Genomic DNA, 21,082 nt, shown 5'->3' with positions numbered 1-21,082 from the left:
GCCCGCAGCGGCGCCTGCGCCGCCGCCCAGTGCGCCGCCGACGATCGCGCCCGTGCGTTCGTGTTTGTTCGACGTCACCGCACCACCGGCGCCACCGCCCACTGCCCCGCCGATCACGGTGCCCGTGCTGCCGCCAATCGCGTTACCGACCGCCGCGCCGGCGACGCCACCCAGCGCGCCGCCCAGTGCGTTGTTCGTGTCGCCTGCCACCGCCGGCAGCGACACCACCGCCGCCGCACCGACCACCACGGCCATCCCCGCCAGTTTCTTCAACATCTGCCTGCCCTCTCCGCCTTGCGAAATATCGATGCGCAAATCTAGCACCTTTCCGGACGGCCCATCGTAATGAAGCGTTAAATCGGGCAGTGTCGTGGCCGAAGCGCGCGTTTTTGCGGCTTCGGGTGGCCGGCCCCGCCGGAGCGTGGACCCGCGCGAGATCGCGGCCTAGCTCGACGCATCCGAGAACGCGCCGGAGTGCGTGATTCGATGTCGAAGAAATTCAAGCAACGCATGCACTTTGCGCGAGTGGCGGCGATTCGGAAGATAGGCGGCATAAACGCAGACGGTCTGGTCGAGCGGGTTGATCGAGTAGTCTTCGAAAAGACGCGTGAGCCGCCCCGCCATCACATCCTCTTCGACGAGCCATTGGGGAAGCAGTGCGATGCCAAACCCGCTGATCACGGCCTCGCGCAGCACGTCCGAGTTGTTCACCGAAAGTCTGCCGTTGATCTCGACATGCTCGGTGCTGCCTGCGCGGGTGAACGACCAACGCTGCACGGCCGCCTGGTACGCAAAACGCAGGCATTGATGGTTTCGCAGATCGTCCGGAGAAGCGGGCATTCCGTTGCTTTCCAGATAGTCACGACTCGCGACGACATAGCGATGATGTTCCGCCAAGCGATTGACGATCAGATTCGGCTGGTTTGCAGGTGTGCCGATGCGCACCGCAACGTCAATTCGCTCGGTCGCCAGATCCAGGTACGCATCCGACAGCACCAGATCCAGGGATACGCGGGGATGCTGCTGCAGGAAGCCGGCGATGTGCGGCCCCAGGCACAGGCGCCCGAAAGTCACGGGCATCGAAACACGCAGCGGTCCAACCGCGTCGGCACCCGTGTCGGACACACTCCCGTCGGCTTCGTCGAGGTCCGACAGCACGCGCGTGATCTGCTCCAGATACGCGGAACCGGCATCCGTCAACGTCACGTGACGCGTCGTGCGAGTCAGCAACGCGCTGCCAAGAGACTTCTCCAACGCGTCCATCAGGCGCGTCACCGACGAAGTGGCCACCCCCATGCGGCGAGCCGCCTTCGAAAAGCCCCCCGTTTCCGCGACGTCGATGAATGCCCGCAACGCAAGAAGCTTGTCCACGCCATGTCCTTTATCTTTGCGCGCACCGCAATGCTGGTTTGCGACTGGTTCATATTCCTTTACCCTGACGCAAAGCCTAAAGTGCTTGAACCGTCAACGCAAGGAGCCTCCAAATGAATCCGCTCGACATCCAGGTCACGTACGACTTCATCTGCCCGTGGTGCTGGATCGGCCACGCACATCTCAAGGCAGCGCTCCGGGAGGCCAACCTGGCCGTCGCACCGGCCATCAAGTACCTTCCGTATGAACTCAATCCGACCATGCCCAAGGACGGAATCGATCGAAAAGCCTATCGCAGCGCCAAATTCGGAAGCTGGGCACGTTCGCAGGCAATGGATGCCGACGTCACGCTGGCGGGCAAACGCGCAGGTGTCGAATTCAACTACGACCGCGTAGCGGTCACGCCCAACACGCGGCTTGCCCATCGCCTGATGTTCCTCGCTCAGTCCAAGGGAGATGCGGCCAGGACCGAAGCACTGTTCGAGGCGGTTTTCTCTGCCTACTTTTCCGACGGACGGGACATCGGCATGGCCGAGGTTTTGGTCAGCCTCGCGGAAAGGACGGGTTTCGACGCTGACGAAGTGCGCGATTTCCTGGCGACGAACGACGGCGAGCGCGAAGTCGTTGCCGACGAACTGCGGGCCGGGGCGGCCGGCATTCGGTCGGTGCCGACAATCCGTGTGGGCGGCGTTCCGGTTAGCGGTGCACAACCGGTTTCGGTACTCGCTGAAGTGCTTCGACATGCCACCGGCGACACAACCGCCAAAGCCGCCGTCTGAATCGCCCCCTGCAGGTGAACGCAAGCGCGCACGCTCGATTCGCGGAATCGGGCATGCGCGCCAAGCACAACACACGCTACTCGTTTGGAGAGACTCATGGTCGCCACCACAAAAGCCAGGCCGCGCGCACTGATCATCGGCGGCTCGCTCGGCGGGCTCTTTACTGCAACGACGCTGCAAGCCGCGGGGTGGGACGTCGACATCTTCGAGCGCTCCCCGAGTGAACTGGACAGCCGAGGGGGTGGAATCGTGTTGCAGGGTGACGTCCTGTCGGCGTTTCATTTCGCCGGAATTCAGACCGGCGCCGCGCTCGGCGTGCGGTCGGGCGACCGCATCTACCTGGACCGTACCGATCGCGTCATTCAGCGCAGCTTCATGCCGCAGACCCAGACGTCCTGGAACATGCTCTACGGCACGATGAAGGCGCACCTGCCCGCGCAGGTCTTTCATCCGGGCGAGCGCTTCGTCCGCTTTGAAGAGGACGGCGACCGGATCACCGCCTGCTTTGCCAGCGGCCGCATCGAAACCGGCGATCTGCTCGTCGGCGCGGACGGCGCACGCTCCACGGTCCGAGAACAAGTTTCTGCTGGCCTGGCACCCACCTACGCCGGATATGTCGCGTGGCGCGGGCTCGTTCCTGAAGCAGCACTCCCGGCAAGCGCCGCGGATGTTCTCAAGGGAACCTTTGCCTTCCAGCAGGGCCCCGGCCACCTGATGCTCGAATATCTCGTCCCGGGCGAAGACCTGTCGACGCAGGAAGGTCAGCGGCGCTGGAACTGGGTGTGGTACCGGAAGGTTGCCCACGGCGAAGAACTCTCATCGTTATTGACCGACCGCTCCGGGATACGCCACTCGTTTTCGCTGCCTCCGGGCGCATTGAAAGACGAAGACCTTGCTCGCCTGACGCAGGCGTCGAAGGCGCTTCTCGCGCCGACTTTCCAGACGTTGGTCGATGCCACCCACGAACCGTTCGTCCAGGCCATCCTGGATCTGCAGGTGAAGCAGATGGTGTATGGCAGAGCGATCCTGCTGGGCGACGCCGCCTTCGTTCCGCGCCCTCATACCGCGGGCAGTACCGCCAAGGCAGCCGCGAACGCATTGACGTTGGCCACGGCGCTGCAATCCGCGGATTCCGACATCGATGCAGCCCTGTCGCGTTGGCAGGCTGAACAATTGAGTCAGGGCATCGACATGACCGAATGGGGAATGGACATCGGCGACCGGATCATGGGCATCCCGCGCAGCCATGTCGTCCTGACGAGCGCTTGAGCAACAACCACCGCACATACTGGCGCGAAGCCGTGTGGCGGCGGCGTCGGGCACACGTCGCCAGGCGGAAGCGGCTATCGTCGCTGAACACGGGCAGCGCTGCGCGATCAGGTGCTCGGAAGCGGTGTGGTGGCGCTGCCACCGGCGGATCGTGTCCGACTACCTGATCGCGCGCGGCGAAACGGTGCTGCACATCATGGGCTCCCACCGCGTGGAACCCGCGCACCTGACGGCCGGCGCGGTGATCCGGCCTGACGGCACGATCGTCTATCCGGACGCCGGGGACGACGCCACGGCGCCGGGGGCAACCGCGCCCCCGAACGCATAGCGCAGCGCCCCGTTCGATGGCACGGCCGGGGGCGCGTCGCGAACATCGTCAGTTCCGCGCCGATGCGGGCGCGCCATTCGCCTGCATCAGGCTCGTGCGCACCGCCGGCATCCCCGACGTCACCGCGCCGCCGGCCGGAATCGTCCCGGACGGGGAAGCGCCGACCGGCGACGCCAGCGCCACGCCGCCCAGTGAATTGCCGTACGCGACGATATCGGCGGCCGGGCAGTTGTTCGTCAGCAGCGACACCGGCATGCCGGCGATCGACGCGAGCGCCGTGTCGGCCACCGCGAAATGGCAGACGTTCCCCAACGCCCGGAAGCCGTCATAGCCCGAGCCCGATACGCGGTTGCCCTTCACGACGACGTATGACACCGTCCCCGACCAGGTATCGAGCTCGATCGCGGCCTGGTGGGTAGGCGGCAGGCCGTTGTTCGCATTCGTGCCGTCCTGGATCGCGCCGACGACGTTGTTCTCGATCACGACGTCCGACACGCCGTAGGTCTTCCAGCTATCCTCCTGCGCGACCAGGATGCCGGCCGCCTTCTGCACGCCGCTGACGGTGTTGTTCGAAATCGTCACGGTCCGCCCGCCGACCACGGAGATGCCCCGCCCCCAGTAGTTGCCCGACACCGTATTCCCGTCGATCAGCACGTTGGCGCTGAGGCGGCCGTCGGCCTGGTAGCTGACGACGGCGATCAGGTCGTCCCCGGTGTTCTTCACCGTATTGCCGCGCACCAGCACGTTGGTCGAGCCGTACGTAGTGTGGATGCCGTCGGCCAGCGTCGCCTCCACGGTGTTGCCCACGATCGCCACGCTGCTGCCGCCGAACACGAAGATCCCTGCGCTGGCGCCACCCTGGATCGTCACGCCGAGCACCTGGACGCCGGCGCCCGTCACCTCGACCTTCGTCGAGGCGGGCGTCGTCAGCCGCGTCGTGCCCGTGCCGACCAGCGTGACGCCGACGAGCGTCGAACCGCTGCCGCTCATCACGATGGTCTGATCAGCCGGGTTGGTCGCAACCAGCGTCGCGCCATAGCCCGAGATCACGACGTTCGCCCTGGACACCGTCAGCGACCGGCCGACGGTGTAGCGTCCCGGCGCGAGCACGAGGCGCTGGCCCGGCTGCAATGCATCGAACGCAGCCTGCAGCGCATCGGCCTGGTCGCCGCCGTTCGCCGTCGGCTGGACGGTCACGGTCGAAAGCGCCGGCGCGCTGCGCAACGGATGCGCGTGCCGTGTACCGCCCGGCGTGTAGGCGGCCGCCGGAGATGCGGCGAAACATGCGGTACAGATCAGGCAGACGGCCACACTCGGGCCGACCCCGCGAAACGACTTTCTCATGGTTGTTCTCTCACGCCCGTTCGCCCGCGCTAACCGGCCAATGGCTGACGGTCGCGAGGCGTTCGAGCAACGGCGATCGTACGTCGCGTGGCACACGCGGCGCACCATCCCGACTGCGACATTCATTTGCTCCGCCGATGCGGCGGAGCAACGGCAACGAAGCGCCGTCGCGTGGCCGCGATCGACACCCGGTCGCCTGTTCGCCCGCCGGCGCCCATGCGTGTCCCCCGAGGAAAGGCGGCCCGATTCCGACGCGCCGGCACCGCGTGGCCGGAATCGAACCCGTCAACAGGAACTGCGTTCCCGAGCGCACCGGACGCCGGCTGACCCCCAACCCTGCCGGTTCTTTCCCGCCGCTCATCAACCAGTCTATTTCGCGCGCGCCGTTCGACAATCCGACATTGGCCGCGCGACGTCGTAAGACCGCCTGTCCGCCCGCCCGGGCCATCCTCGACCTTGGTCGCGGGCGGTGCGGCATCGTCGCTTGCACCGGCCGGGAAGGCTCGCGACGACACCGCGAACGCACCCGTTCACGCCGCCCGCGGTCCTGCATTACCATCGTGCGTTCGCTACGCCTGCCCGCTTCCGGCAGGTGAGCCCCGCCACCTTCCGCTCCCGCTCCTATGCTCGCTCTCGTCATCCTCGCCGGCCTGTGGGCCGGACTGCAGAACACCCTGGCCGGCGGCGGCTCGTTCGTCACGCTGCCCGCGCTGATCGTGTCGGGCATGTCGCCGCTCGCGGCGAACATCACGTCGACGGTCGCTCTGTTTCCCGCGCAGGTCACGACCGGCTGGGCGAGCCGCAAGATGGTGCGCGGCGTCGGCAGGCTGTCGTTTCGCGCGATGTTCATCATCAGCGTGATCGGCGGTGCGCTCGGCGGGCTGCTGTTGCTGAAGACCCCGTCGTCGATCTTCTCGCGCCTCGTGCCGTGGCTCGTGCTGTTCGCGACGATCGTGTTCGCGTGGGGCAGCTTTTTCCGCAAGCCGGGCGAAGGCACGGCCCACCTCGGCACCATCCCCGCTGCGCTCTCGCAGTTCATGATCGCGATCTACGGCGGCTACTTCGGCGGCGGCCTCGGCTTCCTGATGATGGCCGTGCTGACGATGGCCGGCCTGTCGCCGCGCCACGCGATGTCGACGAAGAACGCGCTCGCGGGCGTGATGAACGCATCGGCCGTCGTGCTGTTCCTGACGTCGCCACACCTGCACTGGGGCAAGGCGCTCGCGCTCGGCGGCGGCGCGGTCGTCGGCGGGCTGCTCGGCACCTGGGCGCTGCATCGCGTGAACGAACGCGTGCTGCGGATCGGGATCGTCTGCATCGGCGCGGTGCTGACCGTCGGGTTGTTCGTCAAGCCGATCTGACGCGCGCCCCCGCCTGCCGCCGTCGCGGCAATTGATGAGCAAACCGCAAGACGTCTTTCGCATATCTCGTTTGCGGTGACGACGGTGTCCGCCCACAATCCGGGGGTCGTCGGCATCGCCCTCTCGCGGGCACCGACCGGCACTTCGCGGCCGCCATTCCGATTCACCGCCGGCGGCCCGGCACATCGCGTCACACACGCTCCCTCGACATCGGTGCCCCATGCGGCGGCAGCACGCTTGCCGCCGCGCGGCCCGATGCGTTCCCGGCCAACGGGCCAACAATAACTAGAGGTAGGAGATGCAGGACAACTCGTTGAGGCAAAGCCTCAAGCAACGGCACATCACGATGATCGCGCTTGGCGGCGTGATCGGCGCGGGCCTGTTCGTCGGCTCCGGCGCCATCATCGCGACCGCCGGCCCCGCGGCGATCCTGTCGTACCTGATCGGCGGCGTGATCGTCACGCTGGTCATGTTCATGCTCGGCGAAATGGCGTCCCGCAACCCCGACAGCGGATCGTTCTCCACCTACGCAAGCAGCTATCTCGGCGAATGGGCCGGCTTCGCGGTCGGCTGGCTGTACTGGTTCAAGTCGATGATGACGATCACCGTCGAGGCGATCCTGCTCGGTGCGATCCTCCACGATTTCCTGCCGTGGCTGCCCGTGTGGGGCGGCGCGCTGTTCATGCTCGTCACGCTGATCGCGAGCAACGCGTACTCGGTGCGCTCGTTCGGCGAAGCGGAATACTGGCTGTCGTTCGCGAAGGTGACGACGATCATCGTCTTCATGGCGCTCGGCGCATCGATCCTGCTCGGCTTCCAGCCGCGCATTCCCGCGCCGGGGCTCGTGAACCTCACGGATCACGGCGGCTTCATGCCGAACGGCGTGTCGCCCGTGCTGGCCGGCGTGATGGTCGTGATCTTCTCGCTCGGCGGCAGCGAAATCGCGGCCGTCGCGGCGGGCGAATCCGAGAACCCGAGCAAGAACGTGATCCGGGCGATCAAGAGCGTGATCGTGCGCGTGATGGTGTTCTACGTCGGCTCGGTGTCGATCCTGATCCTGTGCATGCCGTGGACCGACAAGGCCAACCTGAAATCGCCGTACGTGTCGCTGTTCGGCATGGCCGGCTTCACGGGCGCGGCCGTCGCGATGAAGATCGTGCTGTTCGTGTCGTTCATGTCGGTGATGAACTCGTTCCTGTTCTCGAACTCGCGCATGCTGTTCTCGCTCAGCCAGCGCGGCCACGCGCCCGCGATGTTCGGCCGGACCAACGCGAAAGGCGTGCCGATGAACGCGCTCGTGCTGTGTCTCGCGATCTGCGTGTCGATCCTCGGCGTTCACTTCGTGAGCGGCGGCGACCTGTTCCTGATGCTCGCGAAGAGCAGCGGCGCGTTCGTGATGATCGTGTGGATCTTCATCATCGTCGCGCACTTCGCGATGCGCCGGCAGGACAAGCACGCGCCGCGCGATCCGCAGGCGTTCCGCGCGTGGTTTTATCCGGTGTCGAACTGGATCGCGCTGCTGGCGCTGGTGGCCGTGCTCGGCTCGCAGGCGTTCAACCCGGATTCGCGCTTCCAGTTCTGGTTCACGGTATTGACGGCGCTGGCGATCGTCGCGGCCTATTTCCTGCGCCGCAAGCCGGCACAACTCGGCGAGACGGCCGGCGCGAAGGCGCGCTGACCGTTGCTCCAGGTGGGTGAGCGGCGCGCCGGTCGGCCGCCGCTCGGTTGCTCGACGTCTCAGTCGCTCGACGCCTCAGTCGCTCAACCTCTCGGCCGCTCAGCCGAACGGCCGCACGCCGATCAGCCAGCCGTGCAGGAAGAACGCGAAGACGGCCCACACGACGAGCCCGGCCACGATCGCCACGACGTCGCCCGACAGCTTGCCCGCCGGATAGCGCACGCCATCGCGGCGATCCCGCGCGCGCCACACGACGAAATCGACCAGCGCCCATACGAAGAACGCGCCGAACAGCACGACTGCGTGCAGCGTGCCGTTCGCGAGCAGGTGCGCGATGGCCCACACCGCCACGCCGGCCACCATCGGATGGCCGACGAGCGTCTTGATGCGGTTGCCGGGTACGTAGGAGGCGGCGATCAGCACAAAGGCGATCGCGGTCAGCATGCCGGTGAGGTGGCGCACGCCGACGGGCGACACCCACAGCAGCGTCGCGCCCTGGCGCGCGATGCCGTACCCCCAGATGATCAGCACGAAGCCGATGATCGATGCGATCGCATAGGGGCCCTTCCAGCGCTTCTCGCCGATCCGCTCGATCGTCGCTGACCGCCAGCCGTCCGCGACGATCCGGATCGAGTGCACACCGAGGAAGATCGCTAAACCGAGAATCAGGACGAGCATCGGCTGTCTCCGTCTGGAATGATGAGTGGGGGAAGCGTCCCGCGCGGCGTACGATGCGCCGTTCGCGGAGCCGGCGGCGAGGCTGGCGCGGGTCGCGCCAGGCACGGGTGCAACCCGCGCCGATCATAAACGCCGAGGCCGCCGTTGTGAAGCATGGGGGATGTGCGGTGCGGCACGCGCTTGACGCTTTCGTGACTGTGTCCCTCCCCGGCTGCCCTTGTGCCAGCCGGCGCATGTCGCGTGAATCGCCGGGCGACGGCCGAGACGACAAAAAAGAAAAGTCGCGCGGCTTTCGCTTCGCGCGGCCGGCACTATGTTTGCTTGCGCTTCGCCGGGGATTTCGCTGCCGGCGTCAACGTCGGCTTGATCGTTCGCTTCGTTGCCGACTTGGCTTCCTCTGCAAAAGCAGGCTTCGGCGACGCTTTCGATGCCGGTTTGGCGACTCGTTTCGACGCGGGCTTCGCTTCTTGAACCGGCGCAGCTATCGGCAGTCCTTTCGATGCCGGCTTGGTGGTTCGCTTCGACGCCGGCTTCACTTCCTCCGCCGGCGCAGGCTTCGGCAACGCTTTCGACACCAGCTTGACGACACGCTTCGATGCCGGCTTGGCTTCCTGTGCCGGCGCAGGCTTTGGCGACACTTTCGATGCCGGTTTGGCGACTCGTTTCGACGCCGGCTTGGCTTCATGCGCGGGCGCCGATTTCGACGACGATTCCGATACCGGCTTGGCGGCCCGCTTCGACGCCGGCTTCACTTCCTGCGCCGGCTTCACTTCCTGCGCCGGCTTCGCCTTCGGCACCGCCCTGGCCTTCCGCTTCGGCGGCCCCGCCAGCAGCGCCGCGCGATACGCGCTGCGGCACCAGTCGAACAGCGCGCCGGCATCCTCGAGCACGTCGGCCGGCGTTTCGTAATAGCCGTCGAGCGAAACCGTGCGCGTGGGCCGCTCGTACGAGAACGGCCCCATCCCCGCCGCGACGAACGCCGGACGGTTCACGTCATCCACACGCAGGAACAGCGACCCGCGCGACATGAAACCGAACATCACGCCGTCGAGCCGCATCGCCGCGCCGCTGAAGAACCGCACGACCGTGACGTTGCCGAGCGGCGCGAGCTGATACGCGATCTCCTCGCCGTGCGCCTGTTCCGATTGCCAGCTCATGCGGATGCCCTGCAGCGCTGCGTCCACGCGTCGAGCTCGGCTTCGTCGAAGCCGATCGCCGCCGCGCTCTCGCGAATCTGCCGCCACGTCGCGCGATCGACCGGGATGCCGCCGGCACCGCGCGCCGCGCGGCTCGCTTCCTCCGGCTCGCCGGGCACCTGCACCGGCGCATCGCCGGCCTGCGGCGACGCCTTCGCCCATGCGACGAACGCATCGGCTTCGCGCTGCGCGTCGGCCGCATCGAACGCGTTCGGGTCGATCAGCACCGACAGCATCCCGTTGACGATCGCGCTCGTCTTCTGCAGCGTGTCACCGTAGGTCGTATGCCCGCCGACGAGCGCGCCGCCGAAAATCTCGCACATCGCCGCCAGCGCGTACCCCTTGTGCAGCCCGAACGGCAGCAGCGCGCCGAACGGCTGTTCATGCATCACGGCCGGATCGTCGGTCGGCTGGCCGCGAGAATCGATCAGCGACCCGGCCGGCACGCGCTTGCCCTGGTTGTACGCGACGCGCGTCTTGCCGTACGCGATCGCGCTCGTCGCGAAATCGAGCAGCAGCGGCGGCTGGCCCGCGCGCGGATACGCGGCGCAGAACGGGTTCGTGCCGAAGCGTGGATCGGTGCCATGCAGCGGCGCGACCAGCAGGTCGCCCGGCACGTTGACGAAATGGAACGACACGAGCCCCGCGCGCGCGCACTGCTCGGCCCAATGCCCGATGCGGCCGAGATGATGCACGTCGCGCAGCCCGATCGCGCAGATGCCCATGCGTCGCGCGCGGTCGATCCCTTCGACCATCGCCTCGAACGCGATCACCTGGCCGAAGCCGCGCCCGCCGTCGATCGTCAGCACCGCGCCGCCGTCGCGCGCGATCGACGCGTGCCCGTTCAGCTGCAACTGCCCTTCCCGCCACGACGCGACGTAGTTCGGGATCATCCCGATCCCGTGCGAATCGTGGCCCGCGAGATTCGCGCCGACCAGGTGATCGGCGACGAGCCTTGCCTCGCGCTCGCTGCTGCCGGCCCGCGCCCAGAGTGCCGCGACGAATGCATGCAGCGGTTCGGCGCGCATGCGCAGCGGTTCGGTATCGGGCGTCGGCAGTGCGGTCATCGGCAAGGTTCCGTGAGGGTGGGTCGGACAGTGGTCACTGCTGAGCGCGAAGCAATCAGCGCGCGGTCGCGATCACGTCCGCGACCGCCGCCGTCAGCTTCTTCGCATACGGCACGTGCAGGAATTCGTTCGGGCCATGCGCGTTCGACTTCGGCCCGAGCACGCCGCACACCATGAACTGCGCGGACGGGAACCCTTCCTGCAGCACGTTCATCAGCGGGATCGTGCCGCCGAGGCCCATGTACGCGCAATCGGCGCCGAAGTGGCGGCGCGACGCGGCATCGAGCGACGACGCGAGCCACGGCGCGAGATCCGGCGCGCTCCAGCCCGTCGCGGCGCCCGCGTCCGGCTTGAACGTCACCTTCGCGTTGTACGGCGGATCGAGTTCGAGCAATTCCTTCAGTTGCTGCACGGCCTGCGCGGCGTCGACGAGCGGCGGCAGGCGCAGCGACAGCTTGAACGCGGTGCGCGGACGCAGCACGTTGCCCGCATCGGCGAGCGCCGGCAGGCCGGCCGCGCCGGTGACCGACAGCGACGGACGCCACGTCGAATTCAGCAGCGCCTCGCGCGGATCGGTCGTGGTCGGCAGCACCGGCTTGCCGTCCGCGCCGCAGGCCCACGGCAGCCCCTTCCATACGGCGTCGCCGAGGATCGACGCGGCCGCTTCGGCCTCGCGCACGCGGCTGTCGGGAATCTCGCAATGGAACACGCCCGGCAGCAGGTTGCCGTTCTTCGCGTCCTCGAGGCGCTCGAACAGCTGGCGCATCACGCGGAAGCTCGACGGCGCGATGCCGCCGAACACGCCCGAGTGCACGCCTTCCTCGAGCACCTCGACCTGCAGGTCGCCGGACACGAGCCCGCGCAGCGACGTGGTGAGCCACATCTGGTCGTAGTTGCCGGCGCCCGAATCGAGGCACACGACGAGCGACACCTGGCCGAGCCGGTCGCGCAGCGCATCGACGTACGGCAGCAGGTCGTAGCTGCCCGATTCCTCGCAGGTCTCGATCAGGCCGACGCAGCGCGGCCGCTCGATGCCCTGCTCGTCGAGCGCGCCGAGCGCCGCGAGGCTCGCGTAGATCGCATAGCCGTCGTCCGCGCCGCCGCGGCCGTACAGCTTGCCGTTCTCGTACTTCGGCGTCCACGGGCCGAGGTCCGCGCGCCAGCCGTCGAATTCGGGCTGCTTGTCGAGGTGGCCGTACAGCAGGATCGTGTCGGTGCTGCCCGAACGCGTGGCGGGCGATTCGAAGAAGATCACCGGCGTGCGGCCGGGCAGGCGCACGATCTCGAGCCTCAGGCCCTTCACGGGCTGGCGCTCGGCCCACTGCGCGGCATCGGTGACGACACGCTCGAGATAGCCGCGTTTCGCCCAGTCGGGGTCGAATGCGGGGCTCTTCGCGGGGATCGCGATGTAGTCGGTCAGGGCGTGGAGGATTTCATCGTTCCACTTGCGCTCGATGAAGGTAACGAGCTTGTCATGGTCGAGGACGGGGGTAGTGTCGACGGAGGTCATGGTGGGGGTGCCTGGATCGGGCTGACGAAAACCCAGATGATACGCCGATGCTCCCGCGCCGGCGCCCCCTTCCCGGTCGCTCAGACCGCCTGCGGGAACGCGTCGCGCAGCCCCGCCGCGCACGCCAGCGCGTCGCGCCACAGGCGTTGCGTCAGTTCGCCCGCATCCGCTTCACGCGCGAGCGCCGCAGCCTCGCCCGACCACAGCAGCGAGAAGTCGTCACGGCCCTGCCGCTCGAACGCGCCGCGCAGCGGATCGACCGCGGTCGTCGCGAGCGGGAACGCCGGCGCGAGCGTGCTCATCGGCCCCTGCTCGCGCATGAAGCGCGTCAGCAGCCCGCGCGCGGGGCGGCCCGTGTACAGGTTGGTCATGCGCGTGCCGTCGTCGCGCGCGGCGCGCACCGCCGCGCGATGCTGCGCCGAGCGGCCAGCCTGCGGCGTCAGCAGGTAGCCCGTGCCGATCTGCACCGCGCGTGCGCCGAGCGCGAACGCAGCCGCGATGCCGCGCCCGTCGGCGATCGCGCCGGCCGCGATCACCGGCGCGCGCACCGCATCGACGATCTGCGGCAGCAATGCGAACAGGCCCGGTTGCGCGTGGATGTCGTCGGTCAGGAACATCCCGCGATGGCCGCCCGCCTCCGCGCCCTGCGCGACGATCGCGTCGACGCCGCGCGCATCGAGCCAGCGCGCTTCCTCGACGGTCGTCGCGGACGACACCACCCACGCACCCGTGCGCCGCACGCGCTCGAGCAGCGCATCGTCCGGCAGCCCGAAATGGAAGCTGACGACGGCCGGGCGCAGTTCCTCGACGACCGCGCACATCGCATCGTCGAACGGCGCGCGGCCGGGGCCGCCCTTCACGTCGGCCGGATCGAGACCGGCTTCCGCGTAATAACCGGCGAGCGCCGCACGCCAGCGTGCCTCGACCTCGGCGTCGGGCGCCGGCGGCGTATGGCAGAAGAAGTTCACGTTGAACGGCGCGCCCGTGCGTGCACGAATCGCCGCGATCTCGTCGCGCAGTTGCTGCGGGCCGAGCGCCGCGCACGCGAGCGAGCCGAGCCCGCCGGCTTCGCACACCGCGATCGCGAGCGGGCTCAGCGAACCGACCATCGGCGCCTGGATCAGCGGCAAACGGGAAGGCAGCGTCGTCATCGGAATCGTCCTCGGGGGAAGAAGGTGGTCGCGCGCGCCGGCGGCGCGCGTTTAATGCGCCCGATATTAACCGACAAACCCGAACCCCGATTGCGGCGCCATTTACGTCACGAACTGATTTAACCGATTCGGGAAAAAAGGATTATTCACGGCGGCTTCAGCAGCACGACCCCACCATCCATGGCCGAGACCAATGAAAACACCCACATCCTTGCTGCACGGCCCACCCACGCCCGAATTCAAACGTCGATTCACGGGTTTCAATGACATTCATCAATATTCAAGTTATTAAATACCGGCGTTTACCCTTATTAAAAACCACCAAGGCGATAACATGAAAACGTTAAATAAAACGGCGATTCATGCCGGAATCGTCAACCGGCGCCACGCCGCGCCACTTCAACTGCAACACGTCTCGTCAAGGAGCGTCGCATGTCCGATGCCAGCTCGTCCTCCTCCCGCGCCGCCGCCCCGTCGGCCGCGGCTTCCGCGCCGAAAATCGGCGTCATTCCCGCCACGCTGATGGTCGCGGGCAACATGATGGGCTCCGGCGTCTTCATGCTGCCCGCGAACCTCGCCGCCACCGGCGGCATCGCGATCTTCGGCTGGCTGATCACCGTCGTCGGCGCCGTGTCGCTCGCGCTCGTGTTCGCGAAGCTCGCGGCGATCGACCCGGCCGCCGGCGGCCCGTACGCATATGCGCGCAAGTCGTTCGGCCCGTACATGGGCTACCAGACCAACCTGATCTACTGGCTCGCGAACGTGCTCGGCAACGTCGGCCTCGCGGTCGCCGGCCTCGGCTACCTCACGCATTTCTTCCCGGTCCTGAAGGACCCGCTCGTGTTCGCCCTCGCGCAGATCTTCGTGATCTGGCTGTTCACGTACGCGAACATCCTCGGGCCGAACGTCGTCGGCCGCGTGCAGTCGGTCACGACGATCTTCGCGCTCGTGCCGATCCTCGGGATGGCCGTGTTCGGCTGGTTCTGGTTCAGCAAGGACGTGTACTTCGCCGGCTGGAACGTGTCGGGCACCAACAGCTTCAGCGCGATCGGCGCGACGCTGAACTTCACGCTGTGGGCGTTCATCGGCGTCGAGAGTGCGTCGGTATCGGCCGGCGTCGTCGAGAACCCGTCACGCAACGTGCCGATCGCAACCGTCGGCGGCGTCGTGCTCGCGGCCGTCTGCTACGTGCTCAGCTCGACCGTGATCATGGGGATGATCCCGAACAAGGCGCTGCTCGCCTCGAGCGCGCCGTTCGCGGATGCCGCGCGCCTCGCGCTCGGCGACACGGCCGCGAACGCAGTCGCGATCTGCGCGGCACTCGGCTGCCTCGGCTCGCTCGCGGGATGGACGCTGCTGGTCGGCCAGACCGCGAAGGCGGCCGCCGACGACGGGCTGTTCGCCGGCGTGTTCGCCCGCGTGAACTCGAAGAACGTGCCGTCCGCGGGCCTCGCGATCGTCGCGCTGATCATGTCGGTGCAGGTGCTCGCGACGATGTCGCCGAGCGCCAGCGAGCAGTTCGGCAAGATCGCGTCGATCGCCGTGATCATGACGCTCTTGCCGTACATCTACTCGTGCATCGCGATCAAGGTGCTCGGCTACGGCAAGATGCCGTCGCACCAATTCACGTTCTACACGATCGTCGGCCTGATCGGCGCCGTCTACGCGCTGTGGGCAATGGTCGGCTCCGACGGCCAGCAAACGCGCTGGTCGCTGATCTTCGTCGTCGCGACGATCGTCTTCTACGAGCTGTCGATCAACCGCCAGCGCGAGATCGAGGAAACCCACATCCATCCGGGCGGCCGCTCGCCGCGCTGGGTGCGCTATCTCGCACTCGGCGTGACCATCGCCGCGCTCGCCGCCACCTTCTGGATCTCCGTGGGCCGTCACCAGGCCGACACCCTTCACGCGCGCTCGCCGGCCGTTGCCGCGAGCGTCCAGGCAACCCAATCAACGGGGGAATGACACATGACCGCTTCCTTGACCCAACCGGCCTTCCGCCGCCTCGGCATGAAGGCACTGCTCGTGCAACACGACATCGATGAACGCACGGCCACCGGGCGCGCCGCGACGGCGCTTGCCGAGGAGCTGCGCTCTCGGCTCGTCGACGTCGTGATCGCGACGTCCGCCGACGATGCGCGCGCGGTGGTCGCCGCCGATCCGGCGATCCAGTGCCTGCTGCTCAACTGGGAACTCGGCAACGACGCCGACCATGCGCCCGCGCAGGCCGTGCTCGACGCGATGCGCGCACGCAACGCGACCGTGCCCGTGTTCCTGCTCGCGAGCCGCGCGAGCGCGTCCGCGATTCCGGTCGACGCGATGCGCAAGGCCGACGACTTCATCTGGATGCTGGAGGACACCACCGCGTTCATCGGCGGCCGCATCGTCGCCGCGATCGAGCGCTACCGCGAAACCGTGCTGCCGCCGATGTTCCGCGCACTCGCGAAGTTTTCGCGCGTGTACGAATACTCGTGGCACACGCCCGGCCACACGGGCGGCACCGCGTTCCTGAAATCGCCGGTCGGTCGTGCGTACTTCGAATTCTTCGGCGAATCGCTGTTCCGCTCCGACCTGTCGATCTCGGTCGGCGAACTCGGCTCGCTGCTCGATCACTCGGGCCCGATCGGCGAAAGCGAACGCTATGCGGCGCGCGTGTTCGGCGCGCATCGCACGTATCACGTGACGAACGGCTCGTCGATGTCGAACCGCGTGATCCTGATGGCGAGCGTGACGCGCAACCAGGTCGCGCTGTGCGACCGCAACTGCCACAAGTCGGCCGAGCACGCGATGACGATGTCGGGCGCGATTCCGACCTACCTGATTCCGTCGCGCAACCACTACGGGATCATCGGGCCGATCATGCCCGAGCGGCTGACGGCCGCCGCCGTGCGCCTCGCGATCGACGCGAACCCGCTCGTGCGCGGCCGCGACGGCATCGACCCGACGCCCGTGCATGCGCTGATCACGAACTCGACGTACGACGGCCTCTGCTACAACGTCGCGCGCGTCGAGGCACTGCTCGGCCAGAGCGTCGATCGATTGCATTTCGACGAGGCATGGTACGGCTACGCGCGTTTCAACCCGATCTACCGCGACCGTCACGCGATGCACGGCGATCCGTCGCAACACGACGCGAGCAAGCCGACCGTGTTCGCGACGCAATCGACGCACAAGCTGCTCGCCGCGCTGTCGCAGGCGTCGTTCATTCATGTTCGCGACGGCCGCAACCCGATCGAGCACGCCCGCTTCAACGAGGCGTACATGATGCATGCGTCGACGTCGCCGAACTACGCGATCATCGCGTCGAACGACGTGAGCGCCGCGATGATGGACGGCCCCGGCGGCGAGGCGCTGACCACCGACGCGATCCGCGAGGCCGTCGCGTTCCGCCAGATGCTCGCGCGCCTGCATACGGAATGCGCGGAGAACAACGACTGGTTCTTCAACGGCTGGCAGCCCGATAGCGTCGTCGATCGCAAGACGGGCCGGCGCGTGCGCTTCCACGAAGCGGACGAGACGCTGCTCGCCACCGATCCGTCGTGCTGGGTGCTGCATCCGGGCGACACGTGGCACGGCTTCGGCGATATCGAGGACGACTACTGCATGCTCGACCCGATCAAGGTGTCGATCGTCACGCCGGGTGTCGCGGCGCACGGCGGGCTGATGCCGGTCGGCATTCCGGCGTCGGTCGTCACCGCGTATCTCGACCGGCACGGGATCGTCGTCGAGAAGACGACCGACTTCACGATCCTGTTCCTGTTCTCGCTCGGCGTGACGAAGGGCAAGTGGGGCACGCTCGTCAACACGCTGCTCGACTTCAAGCGTGACTACGACGCGAACGCGCCGCTCGAACAGGCGCTGCCCGAACTCGTCGCGCGTTATCCGGAACGCTATGGCAAGCTCGGCCTGCGCGACCTGTGCGACCTGATGTTCAGCGCGATGAGCGACCTGAAGACGACCGAGATGATGTCGCGCGGCTTCTCGACGCTGCCGAAGCCCGACTACAGTCCGGCCGAGGCGTTCGAGCATCTGGTGCACAACGACATCGAGATGCTGGAGCTCGCAGAGATGGAAGGCCGCACCGTCGCGACGGGCGTCGTGCCCTATCCGCCCGGCATTCCGCTGCTGATGCCCGGCGAGAACGCGGGGCCGGCCGACGGCCCGCTGCTCGGCTACCTGAAGGCACTCGAGCAGTACGACCTGCGCTTCCCCGGCTTCACGCACGACACACACGGTGTCGAGGTCGAGGATGGCGTGTATCGCATCGCGTGCATCAAGCAGAAGGCGCGCGATACCCACACGCACTGAGTACGCAATGCAACCCGACGCCGTGCCGCCGCCCGGCGGCGCGCGTCGCCACTTGCAGCCGGCGTCGGCCGCTCAGGCGGCCGGCCTGTCTCAGTGAGGCGCGATCTTGCGCCACCGCGGTGTCATCGGAAGAAAACGTCGACAGGAATCGGTACCGCGCTCAGGCGTCCCGTGCGCTTTCGCCGCGACTCATCCCGCGCCGGTACGCGGCCGGGCTCGTCGCCGCGACACGCCGGAAATGCCGGCGCAGCGATTCCTCGGAACCGAACCCCGCACGCGCCGCGACCTGCGCGAGCGACAGCGCCGGATGCGCTTCGAGCATGTCCTTCGCGACGTTCACGCGTTCGCGGATCAGCCACGCGAGCGGCGACATGCCCGTTGCATCCGCGAACTGACGCTGCAGCGTGCGCGTGCTCATCGCGGCCTGCGCGGCGAGCGACGCGAGCGTATGCGGCTCGGCCGCATGCGCGCGCATCCAGTCGATCAGCTTCGCGAGCCGGTCGGTGCCGCCCGGCGCGACCGGGCGCGGCACGAACTGCGCCTGCCCGCCGTCGCGATGCGGCGGCAGCACGAGGCGCTGCGCGACCCGGTTCGCGATCCCGCCGCCGTGATCGCGGCGCACGAGATGCAGCAGCATGTCGAGCCCCGCCGCCGATCCGGCCGAGGTGATCACCTGCCCTTCGTCGACGTACAGCGCATCGGGATTCACGCGCAGCGCCGGATAGCGCGCCTGCAGTTTCTCCGCATAGCGCCAGTGGGTCGTCACCGTGAGGCCGTCGAGCACGCCGGCCGCGGCCAGCACGAACACGCCCGAACAGATCGAGCAGAGCCGCGCGCCGCGACGATGCGCGGCCCGCAGTTTCTTCAGCAGCGGCTCCGGCGGCGGTTCGTCCGGATCGCGCCAGCCGGGAATCACGATGGTGTCGGCGCGATCGAGCGTCGCGAGCCGATAGGGCACGGCGACCGTGATCCCGCCCGCCGCGCGCACGGGCCCCGGCTCACTCGCGCAGACCGCGAAGCGATACCAGTCGACCCCGAGCTCGGGGCGTTCGAGGGCGAACAGTTCGACCACGCAGCCGAATTCGAACGTGCAGAGGCGATCGTAGGCGAGCGCGACGACGAGATGATTGTGCATGGCGCGATGTTACCGGAACTTGTCGATCGCGCCACTGCCGCGAAACGCGCCGAACCGCGATACTGCCCTTCATTCCACCGCGTTCCACGCAATCTTCAGGAGAACCTGCCATGTCCTACGTCACCGACGTGCCCGCCGCCGACAGCCCCGCCGCCCTCGCGCATTTCGAGGCATCGCTGCGCTTCGAGACCGATTGCTGGGACGTGCACGACGCGCTTGCATCGGGCGCGCCCGATTTCGTGCTGCTCGACGTGCGCGGCCCCGATCAGTTCGCCGCCGGCCACGTGCCCGGCGCCCGCAACCTGCCGCGCCGCAAGATCATCGAGAGCAAGCTCGCCGGCTATCCGGCCGGCACGCTGTTCGTCGTCTACTGCGCGGGCCCGCACTGCAACGGCGCCGCACGCGCGGCGATCCAGCTCGCGCGCCTCGGCCGGCCGGTCAAGCTGATGATCGGCGGCGTGACGGGCTGGCTCGACGAAGGTTTCGCGCTGAGCAACGAAGTGCAGCCGGCGGACGCCGAAGCCGGCTGATCGTCATTAAAAACGCAACAATCAATTGCTTGGCCACGGCCTGCACGCAAACGGAAAAAGCGCGATACTCGGTTCCATTGCAGTTCGGATGGAGCAGCAACATGCAGAACGCAGTCCTGATTCAAGTGGCCGGTTCGGTGGCCGCGATCGCGATCTATTTTCTGCCGGCGGTCATTGCCGACCGGCGTGGCCGGCACGACAAGCTGACGGTCGCGATGTTCAACGCGCTGTTCGGGTGGACCGGCATCGGCTGGCTGATGACGCTGTACTGGGCCTGCCAGCCGAACCCGCGCACCGATGTCGCGCAGACGATCCTCGCGAAGCGCCGCGGCATCAGCATGCGGACCTTCTCGACCGGTCTCGTCGAACGCGTGCAGCGCCGCGTTGCCGCCCAGGAGCAATGGGCGGAGAAACAAGGCTGCCGTTAAGTCCCGCTTTCCCCTTCAGCGTACCGCGTCGAACTTCGGCATCCTGACGTTGGTCGACGCGCGGTAGTCCCACGCCAGCCCGTCGTGCGGCGGTACGCCGCCCGCACGCAGCCACGCCCCGAACGCCCCCGCCGTCACCGCCCGCGCGATCCGCTCGCCCGGGCAACCGTGCGGCCCCGTGCCGAAGCCGAAATTCGGCCCGGCCGCGCGGCCAGGGATGAACCGTTGCGGATCGCGATGCACGGCCGGGTCGCGGTTCGCGGCGGCGAGCACGACGAGAATCGCGTCGCCCGCTTCGACGCTCACGCCTTCGATCGTCGTGCGCGATGCGACGAAGCGGCGCGTGTTCTGCACCGGTGAATCGAAGCGCCCGACTTCTGCAACGAATGCGTCGAGCGCGGCATCGTCCGGCGTGACGCGCGCGGCGCTCGCCCCCGCCTCCCCGTTCCACGCCACCAGCGTATTGCCGAGCCACGCGGCGGTCGCCTCGCAGGTCTGCGACAGCAGCCCGACGAGATTCGCGACCAGCGCGCCGCTCGCGTGCCAGCCCGATGCGCGGGCCGCCTGCTGCACGGCGGCAACGAGCGTGCCGTCGTGCGCCTGCGTCTGTGCGACGCGCGCCGTCATCCGGTCGAGCAGCGCTCGCGCAGCGTCGCTCGCGCGGGCCAGTGCCGCGGCATCCGACAACGGCGACAGCGCGGCGACGAAATCGACGACCTGCGCCGCGATACCGTCGAGCTGCGTCTCGTCGAAGCCGAGCAGATCGGCAACCGCGCAAACGGGCACCGTCATGCACCACGCGTTCAGCGCGCCGGCATCGCCCGGCGCCGGCAAGCGCCGTGCGGCAATCCGCGCGGCACGGTCGCGCAACGCGGCCGTGTCGATCGGCGCGAACGCCGTGCGCAGCGCCTGCTTCGGCACGTCGTGCCGCAACGCGCCATCGTTCATG

18 protein-coding genes and 1 pseudogene are annotated in these 21,082 nt (G+C 67.8%); 9 read left to right on the top strand and 10 right to left on the bottom strand.

Going from position 1 to position 21,082, the window contains the following annotated elements; translation table 11 throughout:
* Together G3N98_RS30055 and G3N98_RS30050 are read right to left on the bottom strand one after the other, a co-directional pair.
* Positions 1 to 276, bottom strand: a pseudogene (locus tag G3N98_RS30055) (hypothetical protein); the annotation flags it as partial.
* 168 nt (positions 277 to 444) lie between these two features.
* Positions 445 to 1,371 carry a LysR family transcriptional regulator gene (locus tag G3N98_RS30050; RefSeq protein WP_089475297.1) on the bottom strand — a complete coding sequence of 309 codons (927 nt, stop codon included), beginning with the start codon at positions 1,369 to 1,371 and terminating at the stop codon, positions 445 to 447.
* Between the two features lie 113 nt (positions 1,372 to 1,484).
* Between G3N98_RS30050 and G3N98_RS30045 the strand changes: the two genes are divergently transcribed.
* From G3N98_RS30045 to G3N98_RS30035, 3 genes are all read left to right on the top strand, one after another.
* On the top strand, positions 1,485 to 2,150 hold the full coding sequence (locus G3N98_RS30045; RefSeq protein ID WP_206150233.1) for a DsbA family oxidoreductase: 666 nt from the start codon (positions 1,485 to 1,487) through the stop codon (positions 2,148 to 2,150).
* 96 nt (positions 2,151 to 2,246) lie between these two features.
* On the top strand, positions 2,247 to 3,419 hold the full coding sequence (locus tag G3N98_RS30040) for an FAD binding domain-containing protein (RefSeq protein WP_206150232.1): 1,173 nt from the start codon (positions 2,247 to 2,249) through the stop codon (positions 3,417 to 3,419).
* Between the two features lie 34 nt (positions 3,420 to 3,453).
* Positions 3,454 to 3,747: a DUF488 family protein gene (locus G3N98_RS30035; protein WP_346779114.1), complete on the top strand. Its 294-nt coding sequence runs from the start codon at positions 3,454 to 3,456 to the stop codon at positions 3,745 to 3,747.
* 48 nt (positions 3,748 to 3,795) lie between these two features.
* Here G3N98_RS30035 and G3N98_RS30030 read toward each other — a convergent pair whose 3' ends face one another.
* Positions 3,796 to 5,091, bottom strand: a complete 1,296-nt coding sequence (locus G3N98_RS30030) for a right-handed parallel beta-helix repeat-containing protein (RefSeq protein ID WP_206150231.1) — start codon at positions 5,089 to 5,091, stop codon at positions 3,796 to 3,798.
* 623 nt (positions 5,092 to 5,714) lie between these two features.
* Between G3N98_RS30030 and G3N98_RS30025 the strand changes: the two genes are divergently transcribed.
* Entirely contained in the window at positions 5,715 to 6,452 is a 738-nt protein-coding gene (locus tag G3N98_RS30025) for a sulfite exporter TauE/SafE family protein (RefSeq protein ID WP_206150230.1), read from the top strand.
* 298 nt (positions 6,453 to 6,750) lie between these two features.
* Entirely contained in the window at positions 6,751 to 8,130 is a 1,380-nt protein-coding gene (locus G3N98_RS30020; protein ID WP_206150229.1) for an amino acid permease, read from the top strand.
* Between the two features lie 99 nt (positions 8,131 to 8,229).
* On the opposite strand, the gene G3N98_RS30015 is transcribed toward G3N98_RS30020, so the two are convergent.
* The 5 genes from G3N98_RS30015 to G3N98_RS29995 form a co-directional block, all read right to left on the bottom strand.
* The gene (locus G3N98_RS30015; RefSeq protein WP_206150228.1) at positions 8,230 to 8,808 is read right to left on the bottom strand and encodes an NnrU family protein; all 579 of its coding nucleotides are present in this window, start codon (positions 8,806 to 8,808) and stop codon (positions 8,230 to 8,232) included.
* A gap of 311 nt (positions 8,809 to 9,119) precedes the next feature.
* Entirely contained in the window at positions 9,120 to 9,992 is an 873-nt protein-coding gene (locus G3N98_RS39965) for a TfoX/Sxy family protein (protein WP_346779113.1), read from the bottom strand.
* Positions 9,962 to 11,071 (bottom strand): malate/lactate/ureidoglycolate dehydrogenase, encoded by a 1,110-nt coding sequence (locus tag G3N98_RS30005; RefSeq protein ID WP_206150227.1) that lies wholly within the window; start codon positions 11,069 to 11,071, stop codon positions 9,962 to 9,964. The genes G3N98_RS39965 and G3N98_RS30005 overlap by 31 nt, the downstream gene beginning before the upstream one ends.
* A gap of 55 nt (positions 11,072 to 11,126) precedes the next feature.
* Positions 11,127 to 12,581, bottom strand: coding sequence for a M20 family metallopeptidase (locus G3N98_RS30000; RefSeq protein WP_206150226.1), 1,455 nt, complete (start codon positions 12,579 to 12,581; stop codon positions 11,127 to 11,129).
* An 80-nt stretch (positions 12,582 to 12,661) separates the two neighbouring features.
* On the bottom strand, positions 12,662 to 13,732 hold the full coding sequence (locus G3N98_RS29995) for a nitronate monooxygenase (RefSeq protein ID WP_206150224.1): 1,071 nt from the start codon (positions 13,730 to 13,732) through the stop codon (positions 12,662 to 12,664).
* 432 nt (positions 13,733 to 14,164) lie between these two features.
* Between G3N98_RS29995 and adiC the strand changes: the two genes are divergently transcribed.
* Both adiC and G3N98_RS29985 read left to right on the top strand, forming a co-directional pair.
* The gene (gene adiC / locus G3N98_RS29990; protein WP_089475305.1) at positions 14,165 to 15,697 is read left to right on the top strand and encodes an arginine/agmatine antiporter; all 1,533 of its coding nucleotides are present in this window, start codon (positions 14,165 to 14,167) and stop codon (positions 15,695 to 15,697) included.
* A gap of 3 nt (positions 15,698 to 15,700) precedes the next feature.
* A complete protein-coding gene (locus G3N98_RS29985) occupies positions 15,701 to 18,040 on the top strand; it encodes an Orn/Lys/Arg decarboxylase N-terminal domain-containing protein (protein WP_089475306.1) in 2,340 nt (779 codons plus the stop codon).
* Between the two features lie 160 nt (positions 18,041 to 18,200).
* Here G3N98_RS29985 and ftrA read toward each other — a convergent pair whose 3' ends face one another.
* Complete coding sequence (ftrA, locus tag G3N98_RS29980; RefSeq protein ID WP_206150222.1) at positions 18,201 to 19,175, bottom strand: transcriptional regulator FtrA; 975 nt, start codon at positions 19,173 to 19,175, stop codon at positions 18,201 to 18,203.
* A gap of 110 nt (positions 19,176 to 19,285) precedes the next feature.
* On the opposite strand from ftrA, the gene G3N98_RS29975 reads away from it, so the two are divergent.
* Both G3N98_RS29975 and G3N98_RS29970 read left to right on the top strand, forming a co-directional pair.
* Positions 19,286 to 19,705, top strand: coding sequence for a rhodanese-like domain-containing protein (locus G3N98_RS29975; protein WP_089426988.1), 420 nt, complete (start codon positions 19,286 to 19,288; stop codon positions 19,703 to 19,705).
* A 101-nt stretch (positions 19,706 to 19,806) separates the two neighbouring features.
* The gene (locus G3N98_RS29970; RefSeq protein WP_011354384.1) at positions 19,807 to 20,133 is read left to right on the top strand and encodes a superinfection immunity protein; all 327 of its coding nucleotides are present in this window, start codon (positions 19,807 to 19,809) and stop codon (positions 20,131 to 20,133) included.
* A gap of 15 nt (positions 20,134 to 20,148) precedes the next feature.
* Here G3N98_RS29970 and G3N98_RS29965 read toward each other — a convergent pair.
* On the bottom strand, positions 20,149 to 21,082 hold a 934-nt coding region (locus tag G3N98_RS29965), incomplete at its 5' end, for a cytochrome P450 (protein ID WP_206150220.1).

The sequence above is a fragment of the Burkholderia sp. Tr-20390 genome (genome assembly GCF_017104595.1).
Lineage (GTDB): Bacteria > Pseudomonadota > Gammaproteobacteria > Burkholderiales > Burkholderiaceae > Burkholderia.
Note: the sequence above shows the minus strand (reverse complement) of the source record. Positions and strands in the feature narration are given on the sequence as shown.

Coding starts and splice junctions, on each gene's coding strand:
- G3N98_RS30040 (WP_206150232.1), top strand. CDS start 2,247: ATGGTCGCCACCACAAAAGCCAGGCCGCGCGCACTGATCATCGGCGGC.
- G3N98_RS29995 (WP_206150224.1), bottom strand. CDS start 13,732: ATGACGACGCTGCCTTCCCGTTTGCCGCTGATCCAGGCGCCGATGGTC.
- G3N98_RS30015 (WP_206150228.1), bottom strand. CDS start 8,808: ATGCTCGTCCTGATTCTCGGTTTAGCGATCTTCCTCGGTGTGCACTCG.
- G3N98_RS30025 (WP_206150230.1), top strand. CDS start 5,715: ATGCTCGCTCTCGTCATCCTCGCCGGCCTGTGGGCCGGACTGCAGAAC.
- G3N98_RS30000 (WP_206150226.1), bottom strand. CDS start 12,581: ATGACCTCCGTCGACACTACCCCCGTCCTCGACCATGACAAGCTCGTT.
- G3N98_RS29985 (WP_089475306.1), top strand. CDS start 15,701: ATGACCGCTTCCTTGACCCAACCGGCCTTCCGCCGCCTCGGCATGAAG.
- G3N98_RS29975 (WP_089426988.1), top strand. CDS start 19,286: ATGTCCTACGTCACCGACGTGCCCGCCGCCGACAGCCCCGCCGCCCTC.
- G3N98_RS29970 (WP_011354384.1), top strand. CDS start 19,807: ATGCAGAACGCAGTCCTGATTCAAGTGGCCGGTTCGGTGGCCGCGATC.
- G3N98_RS30020 (WP_206150229.1), top strand. CDS start 6,751: ATGCAGGACAACTCGTTGAGGCAAAGCCTCAAGCAACGGCACATCACG.
- adiC (WP_089475305.1), top strand. CDS start 14,165: ATGTCCGATGCCAGCTCGTCCTCCTCCCGCGCCGCCGCCCCGTCGGCC.
- G3N98_RS30005 (WP_206150227.1), bottom strand. CDS start 11,071: ATGACCGCACTGCCGACGCCCGATACCGAACCGCTGCGCATGCGCGCC.
- G3N98_RS30045 (WP_206150233.1), top strand. CDS start 1,485: ATGAATCCGCTCGACATCCAGGTCACGTACGACTTCATCTGCCCGTGG.
- G3N98_RS30030 (WP_206150231.1), bottom strand. CDS start 5,091: ATGAGAAAGTCGTTTCGCGGGGTCGGCCCGAGTGTGGCCGTCTGCCTG.
- ftrA (WP_206150222.1), bottom strand. CDS start 19,175: ATGCACAATCATCTCGTCGTCGCGCTCGCCTACGATCGCCTCTGCACG.